This window comes from Rhodoferax sp. ZS1R8, from assembly GCF_056521325.1.
Window position 1 is genome coordinate 448,124 of the sequence record NZ_JBWMBA010000002.1, and the last position, 15,355, is coordinate 463,478.

Sequence of the window (15,355 nt, forward strand, 5' to 3'; positions counted from 1 at the left end):
TGGCGTCAAAAAGCTCATCAAGAACGTTTGCACCAATCACCATTCCAGGCAAATATTGTTGGGTATTTCGGGCTGTAGCCCTCGCCAGTCGAGCGTAAGCAGCTATGGAAACCATAGCAGAAACGAAGGCTTCTACAGTTCGGCCAAGGCTTTGGCGAACGCGTTCAGGTAGCTGTCGAAGTTTTGCAGGTCGTTGTGCGCCGCTTCGGGTATGAACACCAGCGCTGCCTGGGGTGCCAGAGCCTTCAGCGCCTTACTGTGGCTGGGAGCGATCAGCGTGTCGCGTGCGCCGTGGATCAGCAGCAGCGGATTGCGTATCTGCGTCACCACCTGATCAGTACGCATCGGGTAGCGCAACAGCAGATGGGGCACCCAGGAATAGTGATCGGCGGCAACGGCGACCATGCTGCTGTAGGGCGATACCAGCACGGTCAAATCCGGCGCACGGGTGCCGGCCAGTTCGGCCGACAAACCCGCCGCCAGGCCCGATCCGAGCGAGCGGCCATAGACCACGACCTTCTTGCCCGCGTACTGCGGCGCCACCGTGGCCCATACGGCGCGCACGTCCGCGCGCAGCTGTGCCTCGCTGTCGATCTTGCCGCTGCTTTTGCCATAGCCGCGGTAGTCGAACATGAACAGATCGTAGTTGGCCTTGCGGTAGTACTCGGGGTTGACGAACCAGTTCTCCAGGCTGCCCCCGTTGCCATGCAGGAAGAACACTACCCCTTTGGGATTGGGCAGGCGCAACTGCAGTGCCGATAGCCTGGCACCCGGCACATCGATGCTGACTTCGTGGATGTCTTGCGCCTTTGCCAGCTTGTAGTCTGCAGGCAGCACGTCGGGGGCAAAGAGCAGCTTCTCCTGCCGGAACCATAGCCAGCCCAGCGCCAGCACGTACAGCAGGCCGCACAGGGCAACAACACGTGCCGCGCCGACGAGAAGGGTCATGCGCAGAGGGCGCTTGGTGGACATGGTGTCATGGGGAGAGTTCCTTTTGCGCCAGTGTAAACAGTCGCCCCACGTGAACTCTATTTGGGCGTCGGGGTGTTCATCAGCGGGTGCCGTCCCGTAGCCTTGAGCGCACCGATAGATGCACGCAACTCCTCCACCAAGGCCGGGTCACTTTGCTTGCTGATGACCAGCCACAGCGGCACACTGAGCGGCTGGATATGCAGTACCGCTTCAAAATCGCCAACCACCATGCCAGCCTGTTGCACGCGGTAAGCAAAGCTGATGTCCGGGTGGGCAAACAGGTCGATGCGACCGGCCTGTGCCTTGCGAAAATTCAGGTAGTTGTAGGGCGTGGGGTCGATGACGCTGTTGTCCGGGCTTTGGCCAATGCCCTGGGCGCGCAGCCATTCATGGAAATTGCTACCGTTTTGCACGCCAATGCGCAGGCCCTTGCCTTTCAAATCCGAAATCGTTTTGATGGTCGGCAGCGCGTGGCCCGTGGCGCGGTAAAGCCACAGCTGGTAGGGAGACACTTCCGTCAGCCACGTGTACTTGGCCTCGCGCTCCGGCGTTCGCGCGACGCTGAGAACCAGCACATTGGCTTCGCGGGCGGCGACGGCCAGCGCGCGCCTCAGCGGCACAAACTGTAGGGGCCGCACCTGCATCGGCACGTGCTGCTGCGCCCGGGCCAGCAGCTCTTGCACAAACTGAACCACGTACCCGGTGGGCTCGTTTTGCGCCGACGGGTGTTGCAGCGGTACAAAGGGATCGGCGTAGACAGTGAGTGCAACCGGCTCTGCAGAAACTGCTATCGTGCAGAGCATGCACAGCAAAGCCAACAAACCACCAAGCGCTTTGCCGATGCAAGTGCAGCACAGATGGAGCAGGGGGCGTGTTAGTTTCATGCGGAGGTCCGGTCTTGACTATAGGACGACATGGCGGCTACAACAAGCCTTCAAATACAACGAGTCTCAGAAGCGGGAGTTTCCTTTGATGCCTATTTCTACCCAAAGTGAACCAGCGAACGGACCGCGTTTACCGTGCGCCGAATACTCTCGTTAGCAAAGTACTGCGTTGGCGGGAATTGAAAAAAGACGACTTACGCCGTCCCCCCGGATCAGCCAGCAACCGCTACGGCCTTATGGCCGGCATCCGAGGAAAACGCAATGAAAACATTTAACAGCCAACCCAGTTTTCTGGCATGGTTTATGGCGCTGGTGCTCAGCAGCCTGTTGGCGGCGTGCGGCGGCGGAGGGGGCGGCCAGGAGGCAACCCCACCCAGCACCGCAGCCCCCACGGTCGTATCCATAGCGGTAACTCCAGGAACCGCATCGATTCCGACCGCCGGCGTGCAAGCCTTTGTCGCCATTGCTACCTTTAGTGATGGCTCCTCTCGGGATGTAAGCGCTACTTCCAATTGGACGTCCGCCGCAGCTGGCGTCGCTACCGTGGCACCGACCACCGGTGTAGTGACTGGTGTGGGCGCGGGTTCCTCGGCGATCTCCGCCAGTTTCGATGGCAAAAGCAGTGCGGCTACGGTGACAGTGACCGCAGCCACCCTGGTCTCGGTCGCCATCACGCCTGGATCTATGACCCTGCCGGTCAATGGCGTGCAGGCGTTCACGGCGACGGCCACGTATAGCGATGGCTCGGTGCGGGACGTTACTCCTTACGTAACCTGGACATCGGGTACTACCAGCGTCGGAACCGTTGTGCAGTCGACCGGTGTTGTCACCGCCCTGGCCAGCGGATCGACTCAGCTGACGGCTAGCTTTGGCGGCAAGACCAACAGCGTTGGTCTGACCGTTACTTCGGCCACTCTGTTGTCGATCACGGTGACTCCGGCCGCAGCAACTTTGCCGATTGCCTCCACCCAGGCATTGACTGCCAAGGCGACTTACTCGGACGGCACCGTGGTGGACATCACCAACGCAGCCGTGTGGGGATCCAGTGCGCCGCTGGTTGCCACCGTGGCTGCCAACACCGGTATGGTGACCGGCGTTTCGTCGGGTGTGACAGTAGTGAGTGCCGCATCGGGTGGCAAGTCGGGTTCTGCCACGGTGACGGTTCCTTCCGTCACGCTTAGCGCGATCGCAGTGTCCCCTGCAACTGCAACTGCCAAGGCCGGCGACAGCAAGAACTTTATTGCAACGGCTACATACTCCGATGGCAGCACTGCCAACCTGACCACGACCGCTGTATGGACATCGTCCACACCGCTGGTGGCCACTGTGGTGTCCAACACGGGCGTGGCTTCTGCCGTGTCAGCGGGTTCAGCGCTGATCACCGCCAGCGTCAATGGGAAATCGGGTTCTGCTACGTTGACTGTTTCGGCGGCTGTGGCCCGTGCCGGCGTGGGCCTTGGCGCCAGCGGTAATTTCGTGGCCCTGGCCAAGACGGGTATCTCTACGACGGGCACTACAGCCATCGTCGGCGACATTGGTGTCAGCCCTGCCGCGGCGAGCTTCATCACTGGCTTTGGCCTGATCGCCGATGCCACCAATACCTTCTCGACCTCGTCATTGGTAACCGGAAAGGTCTATGCGGCCAACTACGCAGCGCCCACCCCAACGAATATGACTACCGCTATTGGTGACATGCAGACGGCGTTCTCTGACGCTGCAGGGCGTACGCTGCCGGACTTCACCGAATTGGGCGCCGGCAATGTCAGTGGCATGACCCTGGCACCTGGCCTCTACAAATGGGGAACGGGTTTGCTGGTGACGGGTGCCGGTGTTACCTTGTCGGGTGGACCGAACGATGTGTGGATCTTCCAGATTGCACAAGATCTGACCATCAGCAACAGCGCCATGATCAACCTGGCCGGTGGAGCCCAAGCCAAGAATGTCTACTGGCAAGTGTCTGGCAAGGCAACACTGGGAACAGCGGCCAATTTCAGCGGCATCCTGATGAGCCAAACGCTGATCTCGGTCGGTACCGGTGCGGTGGTGAATGGCAGGTTGCTCGCGCAAAGCGCGATCACACTGGATGCGACCCGCTTGACCGCTCCGTAAGCCGCAGCTACCCAAAGATGGTTTTGAGGCCGCCCGGTGTATGCCGGGCGGCCTTTTTCGTGCGCGGGGCCCCGACCCTTAGCTGGCCCAGACCACGGGCTTGCGCTGCGCCAACCAGCCGTCGTACTGGTTGGCATAGGCTTCCTCCACACGCATGCGCTTGACCTTCAGCGTGGGGGTTACAAAGCCGTTCTCCGGTGTCCATGCGGTGCTGATGGCGGCCAGACAGTCCAGCTTTTCGTGCGGCTCCAATTTGGTGTTGAGCGCGGTCAGGTGCTGGCTCAGCGATTCGGTCAGCGCCTCCCGGGCGTCTGGCGACGCACAGCGGGTGACTGCATCCTGCGATAGCATGACGAGCGCAAGCGGCTGCGCCAGGTTGGCCCCAGTGACGGCGCAGGCCTCAATGTCGGGGTGCAGCACCAGCAGGTCTTCGATCGGCGCGGGCGCCACGTATTTGCCCTTGCTGGTCTTGAAGATGTCTTTGACGCGGCCGGTGATGCTCAGGTTGCCCTGTGTGTCGATCTTGCCCTTGTCACCGGTGCGCAGCCAGCCATCGGCCGTCATGCTGTCGGCAGTGGCTTGGGCGTCCTTGTAGTAGCCCTGCATCAGCGCGCCGCTACGCATCTGGATCTCACCCGTATCGGGTGCAATGCGGCTTTCGATGCCGTCGTAGGGCAGGCCCACGGAACCCGTTTCGCGCGAGCCCGGCAGCGTGGCATGCGACACGCCGCAGTTCTCGGTCATGCCGTAGACCTCGATCAGGTCCAGGCCCAGTTTGCGGTACCACTGCAGCACATCGGCCGGCATGGGTGCAGCGCCACCGGCAGCAATGCGGCACTGGTCCAGGCCCAGGCCCTTGAGGATCTTGCGGCGCACCAGGCCACCGATCAGCGGTATGCTCAGCAGGCGCTTGAGCTTTTCGGCCGGCATCTTGGTGTGCACACCCTGCTGGAACTTGACCCACAGCCGCGGCACCGAGAAGAAGATGGTGGGCCGCGCGCGCTGCAGATCCTGCACAAAGGTGTCCAATGATTCAGCAAAGAAGATGTGACCACCAAACCTTAGCGCGCCCTGTTCGATCAGCATGCGCTCGGCCACATGCGCCAGCGGCAGGTAGGAGATGTAGCGCTCGTTGTCGGCCATCTTGACGCGGCGCGTTGCCGATGTCAGGGCCCAAGCCATCGCGTGAAAGCTCTGCACCACACCCTTGGGTTTGCCGGTGGTGCCGGATGTGTAGATGATGGTGCACATGGCATCCACAGGCGGTGCCGGCGTACCCTTGATGGGTGCGTTCTTGGCGATCAGGTCGGTCCACAACAGCGATTTGAGAATTGGGGCCAACGGCATCGTGATCAGCGGCATGTCTGGCGGAATGCCGGTTTGCAGATTCTCGACCTCGTCCATTTTTCCGACAAAACAGGCACGGGCCTCGCTGTGCGCCAGGATGTAGGCCATGGCCTCGCCGTTGAACGTGGGGTAGATAGGTACCGACACATAACCCGCCATCAGGATGGCCAGGTCGGCCAGTATCCAGTGCGCACTGTTCTTGCCGATGATGGCCACGCGGCTACCCTCGGGCCAGCCCTGCGACTTGAGCCAGGTGGCGATGCGCCGCGCCTGGTCGGCGGCTTCAGACCATGTGATGTCCTGCAGCTGGCCCGCGCCCATGGGCTGGGTCAGAAAGATCTGGTCACCCCGCTCCTTTTCCCAACGGTAGAGGCATTGCAGGGGCAGATCACTGGGCAAAACGTTCACGGGTTGGGTCATGAAAGATCCTGAAGGGGAGAACAACAAAAAGTGAGCAAGGTCGAACCATTCTGTAAGCCCCCCCGGGCAGTGGCAATGGTGTTGACCCTAGGTGACGTGGTCAACGGATGCGGTGTTTCCCCCAATAGTCACCGCGGGGGCGCAGGGGTCTTGGGACCGCCATGGGGTTTGCAGCGACAATCACTCCCCCTATTTCTCATATTGTTTTGCTTCAGGCTTACGTTTAGACACCATGTCCGCTACGACTACTTTCACAGTTCGACCCGCCACCCTGCGCGATGCCAAGAGCATCACCGAACTCCACAACGCCAGCGTCTGCGAGGCCTTCAAGTCCGCCACCCCTAATGCGCCCGTGCCGGTAGCCGCGCTGGAAAAACCCCAGTCCTACTGGCGCGAAGCCATTGAGTACGCCGAACCCCAGGTCCAAGTGGCACTGGACGGCGACACCATCGTCGGTTTCGTCGGCTTCGACCGCTCGCGCGACAAGAGCACGCCGCAGACCATGGGGGAGATCTGGCACATCTATGTGGCGTCCAGCCACATTGGCCAAGGCGCTGGCCTGGCGCTGTGGGATGCTGCCCGCGAAGGGTTGATGGAAGAAGGCTGCACCCACGCCACCGTGTGGATCGCCATTGCCAACGACCGCGCACTGCGCTTCCACGAGCTGGCCGGCTTCAAGCGCGAGCCCAGCAGCGCCAAGACGGTGCCCATTGGCACCGCGCGCGTCGAAGAGATCCGTTTGAAGCGGGCTCTGAGCTAAATCAGGCTGCAGCCCCCGCGGGTTGTGCGTAAGCTGCTACTGAAAATGTAGCGGCTTGCTGTGTGCTAAGCGCCTACAGCTTTTTGACAACCGCGCTGCCAATCGAATAGCCCGCACCAAACGAGCAGATCACACCCACCTCACCTGCCTTGAAGTCGTCCTTGTGGCGGTGGAAGGCGATGATGGAGCCGGCCGATGCGGTGTTGGCAAACTCGTCCAGGATGATGGGTGCTTCTTCGGGGCTGACATCGCGGCCCAACAGCTTGCGGGTGATGAACTGGTTCATCGACAGGTTGGCCTGGTGCAACCAGTAGCGGCGCACGTCGGTGGGCGCCATGCTGTGCGCTTCCAGGTGGCTGCTGATGTGCTCGGCTGCCATGGGGCAGACTTCCTTGAACACGCGGCGCCCTTCCTGGCGGAACAGCTGGTCACGCTCTTCCGGGTCGCGGTCTTCGGCGCGGGACATGAAGCCCGCGTTGTTGCGGATCGCGTTGGAGAACGTGGTCTGCAGGCGTGTGCCCAAAATTTCGAAGGCGCCTTCTGGCGCCAGGTCCAGCCGCTCCACCAGGACGGCGGTGCACACATCACCAAAGATGAAGTGGCAGTCGCGGTCCATCCAGGCCAGGTGGGCCGATGTGATTTCGGGGTTGACCACCAGGATGGCGCGGGCCGAGCCCGAGCGCACCGCGTTGTAGGCCATCTCCAGCGCAAACGTGGCCGATGAGCAGGCCACGTTCATGTCAAACGCATAACCGTTGATGCCCAACGCGGTCTGGATTTCCACGCCCATCGCAGGGTAGGCGCGCTGCATGTTGGCGGCGGCGCAGTAGACGCCGTCTACATCGGCGGCGGTCTTGCCGGCGTTGTTGAGTGCGTCCTGGCCGGCTTTGACGGCAATTTCGGCCATCATGGAAATTTCGGTATCGGGGCGGGCCTTGAACTCTGGGCGCATGCGCCGGGGGTCCAGCACGCCGGACTTGTTCATCACATAGCGGCGCTTGATGCCGGAGGCCTTTTCGATGAACTCGACGTTGGAATCGGTGAGGGCGGTGCGGGTGCCGGCGGCGATCTCGTCTGCGTATTTTTCGTTTTCGAGTGCGGCGTAGGCGTTGAAGGCGGCCACCAACTCCTCATTGGTAATGACTTCGGGTGGCGTAAAGATGCCTGTGCTGCTGATGGCGACGCGGTGCATAGTAAAAAATTGTGTGAGGGGGATTTTGTATCGGCACTTGCGATGCCGGGCTGATTATGCGCTGGCTTTCTCTACGAAAACGGCAGTCGCCGCCGTTACAAGCCAAGGGGAAACCCGGTCGGGAATGGCGCTAAGCTCACAGAATTTACGCTAAGGAGATTCGCCATGACCGCAACAAAGTTTCGCGCCTGGGCCGCCACCAGCGCCGCAAGCCCCCTGGAGCGGCTGGATTACGACCCCGGCGAGCTGCAGCCGGAAGACGTGGAGATCGCGGTGGAATACTGCGGCGTCTGCCATTCCGACCTGGCCATGGTCGACAGCGAATGGTTCCCCGCCACCTATCCACTGGTGCCGGGCCACGAGATCATCGGCACCATCACCGCTGTGGGCGCGCAGGCCAAGGGCCGCAGCGTGGGCCAGCGCGTGGGCATAGGCTGGCACAGCAAGAGCTGCTGCCACTGCAATTTCTGCACAGGCGGTGAACAGAATCTGTGTCTGAAGCGCCAACCCACCATAGTCGGCCGCCACGGTGGTTTTGCCGACAAGGTGCGTGCGCACTGGGGCTGGGCTTTGCCCATACCTGAGGGCGTGGACCCAGCCAGCGCCGGCCCGCTGATGTGCGGCGGCGGCACGGCCTTCTTGCCCTTTGTGATCCACGACATCAAACCTACCGACAAGGTTGGCGTGGTCGGCATTGGTGGCCTGGGCCATCTGGCCGTCAAGTTCGCCCGCGCCTGGGGCTGTGAGGTGACAGCGTTCACGTCCACGCCCTCCAAACGGGAAGAGGCGCTGCTGCTGGGCGCGCACAAGACGGTCAGCAGCGTCGACGTGAAAGAGCTGAAGGCGATTGCCGGCACGCTGGACTTTTTGTTGGTGACCGTGGGCGCGAGCCTGGAGTGGGACGCGCTGATCAACACGCTGGCCCCCAAGGGCCGCCTGCACTTGGTTGGCGTGGTGACCGAGGCCATGAAAGTTCGCACCGGCGGGCTGCTGTCGTGGCAGCGCAGCATTTCCGCATCGCCCACACCGTCACCGGTCGTGTTGACGAAGATGATGGAGTTTTGCGCCCGCCACGGCATCGCGCCGCAGGTGGAGCATTTCCCCATGAGCAAGATGAACGATGCGCTGGACCATCTGCGATCGGGCAAGGCGCGGTATCGCGTCGTCCTGGATGCGGACTTCGCTTGATAATTTATGAGGAATAGGGCTGCAGCCCTCGTGGGACGCGCGTAAGCAGCTATTATTTTGATAGTGGTTTAGTGGACCCAAGCTTGGCAAGACTTGAACCCTAGAATGAGGCGATGGCAACAGACAGCTCCAACATGCGTTCTTTTTCTTCACTTTTTACTGCCGTCCTCCTGGTGGTAGCCGCCGCGTGCGCACATGCGGCCCAACCTATTACCAACTTCAATGTCGTGCTGCTGCAGCCCAGCCCGGTTATGGAAAAGCGCGTGGTCAGCATTGACGCCATGGCGGACTACATCAAGGCAGTCGAAGCTGCGTCGCGCGATGCCGTAGTTGCCAGCGGTGCCACGCAAGCCGTGGGCGGCTTCATCGTATTGGCCGTCAAGCCGGGCCAGAAGTCCAGGGTCTGGCTTGACTTTGACGCGTTGCTGGACCTGGGCATGCGCAAGCAGATCACCGACAGCGTCAAAGCCATCCCGCCGTTTGAGGTCACAGAGGGCCCCGTGGTGTTCGCGCTGAAAGTAGCGACCTGGGATGCCAAGGAATCCAGACGGGTTGCGCCGTCACCCGTCGAATGGAAGAAGGCAACCCGCAATGGCAAGCCGTTGGAGATTGGCAAGCTGGTAGAAAAGGTCTGGAGCGAATAACTTTTCGCAAGCACGGGCCGGTGGGGCCGGTTCTTAAGAACGATGCCTCGGTCTGTGGGGCACCGCACTACGCGCTTTTGAGATTAGCTGCACGATAGGTGCCTTGGCTATCGAAGAGAGGCACGCATTGCAAACCCATCCATTCAGAGTTGAATTTGAGGTTTTGGGTGGCATAAAGCTGCAACGACCTAGCGCGTTTCGCTAACCTGAACCGCCTGTCTCTATGGAACCATACCGTCTGCTGCGCCAGCAGTCCATTGAAATTCTTGCCGCAGCCATGCAGGACGGTTTTACCGACGCGGCCATTGGCCTTTGGGATCGTGTGGCGATCCACATCATTGCTCTTGTTGGAGAAGCTGGGTTCGATTCACTGTATGCGCGCAGTGTGTTCCTGGCCCGTGCAACGTTCCCCTGGCTCACTGAACCCACGGGCCCCCGCGGCGTGGATGCACGGTTTGCCGAACTCAGGGTCAGCTTTGAACAACACCCACCGGAGCTTTCCAGAGATGCCAATCGACTGCTGCTGGTCATCTTTACAGACACGCTGGCTTCATTGATTGGAGAGTCCCTGACAGAGCGCGTCCTGGTGTCTGCGTGGGGTGATTTTGCCCGCTACGAGACGAACAAGGGAGAAAAAGATGGGTAAAAAAGTCGGCATACGACTCCTGGAAACCGGGGTGCCGGGGCTGGACAATCTGCTGGGAGGCGGATTGCCCGAGTTCTCCTTCAACCTGATCGCGGGCATGCCCGGCTGCGGCAAGACGACGTTGGCGCACCAGATCATGTTTGCGTCGGCAAGCCCGGCCAACCGTGCACTCTTTTTCACGGTTCTTGGTGAGCCCGCTCTGAAGATGCTGCGCTACCAGCAGCAGTTCACATACTTTGATGTCGACAAGGTGAATGATTCCATTCGTTTCGTCAACCTGTCGGCTGAGTTGCTGGATGGAGACCTGGACCATGTGCTGTCTCGCATTGCCGATGAGGTAAAGGAGTTCGGCCCCCGTCTGGTCTTCGTGGACTCGTTTCGTTCGATCTTGAAGTCAGGCACGGATGTCGACCAGTGGGTCACTCACCAGCAGCAGTTCTTGCAGCGCCTGGGTGCCTTGATGTCCAGCTGGAGCGCCACCACTTTTCTGGTGGGTGAATATCCGTTGTCTGAAGCAGAGGCCAGCCCCATATTTGCGGTGGCGGACGGCATTCTGTGGCTGTCCCAGAATCTGCAGCGCAACTCGGTAGTACGCAAGATGCAGGTCATCAAGATGCGGGGTCAGGCGCAAGCCCCGGGGCTGCATACCTTCAGAATGAGTGAACGTGGTTTGCAGGTTTTTCCGCGCGCCATTGTCAAGCAAGGGCTGACTGCAGAGTCCGTGACCACGCACAACCACGTCGTACAGCGTTTGGCTATGGGGGTCTCCGGGCTCGACGACATGTTGGGCGGTGGCCTGCCCACGGGCTATTCATTGCTGGTAGTAGGTCCGTCCGGTTCCGGGAAAACCATACTGGCTATGGAGTTCCTGGCCGAAGGTGCACGCAGGGGTGAGCACGGTGTGATTGCGGCATTCGAAAAAAGCCCCAGCCAGCTACTGGGTAACAAGAAGCTTCACGCGATGATTGAGGCCGGGCAAGTCGGTGTCGTAGATACGCGCTCGCTGGATCTGTCCATTGACGAAACCTTGCATGACCTGATCGAGATGATCAACCGCACACAGGCGAAACGTATCGTGATCGACTCCCTGTCAGGCTTCGAACTGGCGTTGGCACCAGAGTTCAGTGAAGACTTTCGCGGCTCGTTGTATCGCTTGATCGCTGAATTGACAGGCATGGGGGTGACCATACTGATGACTTCTGAACTGGAAGACCGGTTTACCGATTTGCGCTTCAGCCCGTTTGGAAGTTCTTTTTTGGCCGACGCGATTGTCATGCAGCGTTACATCGAGATCGAAGGCCAGTTCAAGCGTGTAATTTCCGTTGTGAAGGTCCGTGGCAGCGGTCACAGCAAGGACATTCGTCAGTTCGACATAACAGATGAGGGCATTGTCATCGGTGATGCACTGACGGATTTCACAGGGGTGTTGACCGGCAGACCAACCTCGACCATAGCGTCCTCAACACCACAGGGAAAATGACGATGAAAAAAAGCACGGCGCCTGAAGAAGTCAAACATGAAGCAACGCTGGCCAGCCGCGAAAAACAGGTATCGATGCGTGAAGACGCCGCAGAAGTGCGAGAGGGCGTGTCTGACATTCGGGAAGACGCTGTACTGCAGCGCGAGGGCGTTACCCATGTCAGGGAGGACGAATCCAACTTGCGGGAGGTGGCCGCTACTCTCAGAGAAGCGGAAATCCGTCTAACTGAAGACGCAGCTGTAGCCAGCTCTGCCGAGCAGATTGATATGTTGCAGCAAGCCAATGCACATCTGGTGATAGCAACCCTTGACGCGAACAAACTGACTGAACAGGTGAAAACGGCCCAGGTCAAACTGGACCATCAGGCCCACCACGATAGTCTTACGGATTTGCCCAACCGCACACTGTTAAAGGACAGGTTGGGCCAGGCTATCGAGGCGGTGCGCCGCCACCGGGGCAAACTGGCTGTGCTCTTCATGGACCTGGACCGTTTCAAGACCATCAACGACTCCTTGGGGCATGGTGTTGGAGACCATTTGTTGCGATCGGTGGCCCAACGACTCGTGGCATGCATACGCCAATCCGACACTGTCTGTCGACACGGGGGAGATGAATTCGTACTGTTGCTTTCGACGATTGAGCATGCACAAGACGCTGCGCAGTTTGCCCAGAAAATACTGACCGAGCTGGCGCTGCCGCACCACATCGATGGACACGACCTCCATATCAGTGTGAGTATTGGTATTGGCATCTACCCCGCAGATGGCAAGGATGTGGACACCTTGTTGAAATCTGCCGACACCGCGATGTACCACGCCAAAGAACACGGGCGCAACAATTACAAATTCTTTGAGCCGGAAATGAATGCGCGTGCGGTTGAGCGCCAAACCATAGAAGCCAGCCTGCGCCGTGCGTTGGAGCGCCAGGAATTCGTGTTGCATTACCAGCCAAAGGTCGCGCTGCACGATGGCGCCATGGTTGGAGTGGAGGCACTTATCCGATGGCAGCACCCCCAGCGCGGTTTGCTGCAGCCAGACCAGTTTGTGCCGATCGCCGAAGACTGCGGCTTGATCCGTCCCATAGGACGTTGGGTACTGCGTGAGGCCTGTATGCAGGCCCAAGCGTGGTTGCGCGCCGGGTTGCGGCCCATCACGATGGCGGTCAACACCTCCGCGTTGGAATTTCGCGCGGAAGACTTTTTGACACATTTGCGTTCCGCTTTGGATGAGACACGTTTGCCGCCGCACTTTCTGGAGATAGAACTTACAGAGAGTGTGCTCATCCGTGATGCCGAAGCAGCGGAAGCTGTTTTGCATGGCATAGCGCAGTTGGGGGTGAAGCTGGCCATTGATGACTTTGGCACGGGCTACTCCAGCCTCAGCTACTTGAAGCGGTTCCCCATTGATACGCTGAAAATCGACAAGTCGTTTGTACAACAGATGACCAGCAATGCTGACGATGCGAGCATAGTGAATGCGGTGATCAGCATGGGTAAAAGCCTCAGGCAGCGCACCATCGCAGAGGGCGTTGAAACATCGGAACAACATGCCAGTCTCCTGGCCTTGCATTGCGACGAAGGGCAAGGCTACTATTTCGGCAGACCGGTTGTTGCAGGCGCCATCACGGCCTTGCTCCAGGCGAGCAATTCTCAGCCAGCAACCGCTGTTCAAGATGCGGCCATGGCAGGTTTGGTCCGGCAGTAAACTCCTGCCACCGCCGTGTCCACAGCAAAAGAATGCCAGCTACTGAATTATTCGTCACCTCCATGGGTACCGTGGCGGGCAAAGAATTGCTTATCCCCACCGGCAAGGAGGGGAGCTACTTCCCCCACGTCCAGGACTGGGTCACGGCGCAGCTCAAGGCCAAGAAGCCCGTCAAGGACGTCAGCAACCTGGTGCTGGTGAAGGGCATCAAGCAATGGGCGGTTTATGAGCAAAAGGCTGGCGCCAAGGCCACGCGCACCGTCTTCAAAATTACCTAGCGGGGGGGGGTATAGGCCGGCACGGACCAGCGCGGCATCCGCTACGCACTGCTGCCAGACATCACCACCTGGTTGCGGCCACAGGACTTGGCAACGTACAGCGCTTCATTGGCGCGCTTGAATACATCTGCGCTATTGTTGTCGGCAGGTCCCCAGACGCTGATGCCAATACTCACCGTCAGATGTCCCACGTCTGCGAATGTGGCGTGCTCTACCGTCGCACGAACTTTTTCCGCTACGGTCAGGGCCTCTTCCTTGTGGTTGGTTTCTGGTAGCAGCACGACGAATTCCTCGCCGCCGTAGCGGGCCACGAAGTCGGTGTTGCGGGTGTGTTCGGTCAGCATATTGGCCAGCTGTTGCAGCACCGCATCACCGGTGCCATGGCCGTAGGTGTCGTTCACGCGTTTGAAGTGGTCGGCATCCAGCACCAGCATGGCAAAGCTGCGTCCGCTGCGTCTACTGGCATGCACACAGGCATTCAATTTTTCGTTAAAGCAGCGGCGGTTGTACAGACCGGTCAGTACATCGCGGGTCGCCAATTGCTCCAATTGCTGGCTGGCCGTCTCCAGCGCTGCTGTGCGTTGCTGCACTTGTTGCTCCAGCGTCTGGTTGAGCGTTTCCAACTGGTGCTCGCGTTGCAGCAGCGATTCAGCCATGGATTGCATGGACTGGTTTAGCTGCGCCACTTCGCGCACTGCGTTGGCAGGTGGGTAGTGGTGGGATGGTTCGCGCCGCTCAATCTGCCGAGCCGCGGCCGCCAGCTGCTCTATGGGCTGGCTGACACTGCGTGCCACCCGCACCGTTACTAGTGTAAAAGCCAGCGTGGCGAACAAGCCTAAGAGCACCAGCCGGCTACGCAGCGCGTGCAGTGGTTGCAGCGCGGTGTGAAGGGGTTGGCGCACGACGATACGCCATCCCAGATCGTTCTGGGTGTGGGCGTCTACTGCAACTTGGCTGGTCAGGTAGTCTGACCCGTCGCTCCACCGTATGGTCGTATAGGACGGGTGTTCAGACAGGCCATCCGGAATCCCCGCTGAGCCCACCAGGGACTGCGGGTATAGCACGGCGCCTTTCTTGTCTACGATCAGTATGTCGGAGTTGGAATCTTTGCCCAGGTAACTGGTGGCACTTTGGACGGTATCCGTTACCCATCGCCAGTAACCGTGGGCGCCGACTACGCCTGTTACCAAGCCATCCTTGTTTTTGATGGGTGCAGCAAAATCGATGAAGCGCAGGGGTTCGCCGGACGCCTGGCTGGGCAAAAGCTTGGCCAGCGGCATGGCGTCGTGTACGTCACCGGTGTAAACGCCTTGCTGGGCCGCGATAAACCAGGGACGCTTGGCCACGGACTGGCCTTGCAGCATACCGCCAATGGCCTGGATAACCTTGCCATTGGCGTCTGCTACGCCCAGCCACGCAAATTCGCCGTGCAGTTTTTTGCGCAGTTCCAGGGACGAGAGAATGTCGGGATGCGCGAGGTCACCGCGGACAAAATGGAACTCCTGGCTGAGCAACGCTATTTCCAGTTCGCGCTCGCGCAGGTTGGCGGCGAGCAAATTGGCCGCCACCTGTGCGGTGGCATGCACCGTTTCGCCGGCGGTCGCCTCAATCTGATGCGTGGCCATGCGGCCAACATAGAGGCCCGCGCCGAGAAGCGTCAGCAGTGACAGACCGCCAAACCACAGTGCGAGGCGCCCTCGAATAGTGGCGGGTGTCAGCATTTCGCGTTGTA

13 protein-coding genes are annotated in these 15,355 nt (G+C 60.0%); 8 read left to right on the top strand and 5 right to left on the bottom strand.

What is annotated here, in order from left to right; genetic code table 11:
• Window positions 1–132: 132 nt before the first annotated feature.
• Together AC097P_RS08140 and AC097P_RS08145 are read right to left on the bottom strand one after the other, a co-directional pair.
• A complete protein-coding gene (locus AC097P_RS08140) occupies window positions 133–972 on the bottom strand; it encodes an alpha/beta hydrolase (protein ID WP_479609890.1) in 840 nt (279 codons plus the stop codon).
• Window positions 973–1,028: 56 nt separating this feature from the next.
• On the bottom strand, window positions 1,029–1,856 hold the full coding sequence (locus tag AC097P_RS08145) for a substrate-binding periplasmic protein (RefSeq protein ID WP_479609891.1): 828 nt from the start codon (window positions 1,854–1,856) through the stop codon (window positions 1,029–1,031).
• A 261-nt stretch (window positions 1,857–2,117) separates the two neighbouring features.
• Here AC097P_RS08145 and AC097P_RS08150 point away from each other — a divergent pair, with 261 nt between their 5' ends.
• A complete protein-coding gene (locus AC097P_RS08150; protein ID WP_479609892.1) occupies window positions 2,118–3,965 on the top strand; it encodes an ice-binding family protein in 1,848 nt (615 codons plus the stop codon).
• Window positions 3,966–4,043: 78 nt separating this feature from the next.
• Here the strand turns inward: AC097P_RS08150 and AC097P_RS08155 are convergent, their stop codons facing one another.
• A complete protein-coding gene (locus AC097P_RS08155; protein WP_479609893.1) occupies window positions 4,044–5,732 on the bottom strand; it encodes an AMP-binding protein in 1,689 nt (562 codons plus the stop codon).
• A 232-nt stretch (window positions 5,733–5,964) separates the two neighbouring features.
• Here AC097P_RS08155 and AC097P_RS08160 point away from each other — a divergent pair, with 232 nt between their 5' ends.
• Window positions 5,965–6,492: an N-acetyltransferase family protein gene (locus AC097P_RS08160; RefSeq protein ID WP_479609894.1), complete on the top strand. Its 528-nt coding sequence runs from the start codon at window positions 5,965–5,967 to the stop codon at window positions 6,490–6,492.
• A 73-nt stretch (window positions 6,493–6,565) separates the two neighbouring features.
• Here the strand turns inward: AC097P_RS08160 and AC097P_RS08165 are convergent, their stop codons facing one another.
• Entirely contained in the window at window positions 6,566–7,684 is a 1,119-nt protein-coding gene (locus AC097P_RS08165; RefSeq protein WP_479609895.1) for a beta-ketoacyl-ACP synthase III, read from the bottom strand.
• Window positions 7,685–7,849: 165 nt separating this feature from the next.
• Between AC097P_RS08165 and ahr the strand changes: the two genes are divergently transcribed.
• From ahr to AC097P_RS08195, 6 genes are all read left to right on the top strand, one after another.
• Window positions 7,850–8,872, top strand: a complete 1,023-nt coding sequence (gene ahr / locus AC097P_RS08170; RefSeq protein ID WP_479609896.1) for an NADPH-dependent aldehyde reductase Ahr — start codon at window positions 7,850–7,852, stop codon at window positions 8,870–8,872.
• A gap of 134 nt (window positions 8,873–9,006) precedes the next feature.
• Window positions 9,007–9,516, top strand: a complete 510-nt coding sequence (locus tag AC097P_RS08175) for a hypothetical protein (protein WP_479609897.1) — start codon at window positions 9,007–9,009, stop codon at window positions 9,514–9,516.
• A 223-nt stretch (window positions 9,517–9,739) separates the two neighbouring features.
• On the top strand, window positions 9,740–10,162 hold the full coding sequence (locus AC097P_RS08180) for a hypothetical protein (protein WP_479609898.1): 423 nt from the start codon (window positions 9,740–9,742) through the stop codon (window positions 10,160–10,162).
• Complete coding sequence (locus AC097P_RS08185; RefSeq protein ID WP_479609899.1) at window positions 10,155–11,642, top strand: ATPase domain-containing protein; 1,488 nt, start codon at window positions 10,155–10,157, stop codon at window positions 11,640–11,642. Before AC097P_RS08180 ends, AC097P_RS08185 begins: the two co-directional genes overlap by 8 nt.
• A gap of 2 nt (window positions 11,643–11,644) precedes the next feature.
• Window positions 11,645–13,345: a putative bifunctional diguanylate cyclase/phosphodiesterase gene (locus AC097P_RS08190; protein ID WP_479609900.1), complete on the top strand. Its 1,701-nt coding sequence runs from the start codon at window positions 11,645–11,647 to the stop codon at window positions 13,343–13,345.
• Between the two features lie 32 nt (window positions 13,346–13,377).
• Window positions 13,378–13,623 (top strand): hypothetical protein, encoded by a 246-nt coding sequence (locus AC097P_RS08195; RefSeq protein ID WP_479609901.1) that lies wholly within the window; start codon window positions 13,378–13,380, stop codon window positions 13,621–13,623.
• A 41-nt stretch (window positions 13,624–13,664) separates the two neighbouring features.
• Here AC097P_RS08195 and AC097P_RS08200 read toward each other — a convergent pair whose 3' ends face one another.
• On the bottom strand, window positions 13,665–15,344 hold the full coding sequence (locus AC097P_RS08200; protein ID WP_479609902.1) for a sensor domain-containing diguanylate cyclase: 1,680 nt from the start codon (window positions 15,342–15,344) through the stop codon (window positions 13,665–13,667).
• Between the last annotated feature and the right edge of the window lie 11 nt (window positions 15,345–15,355).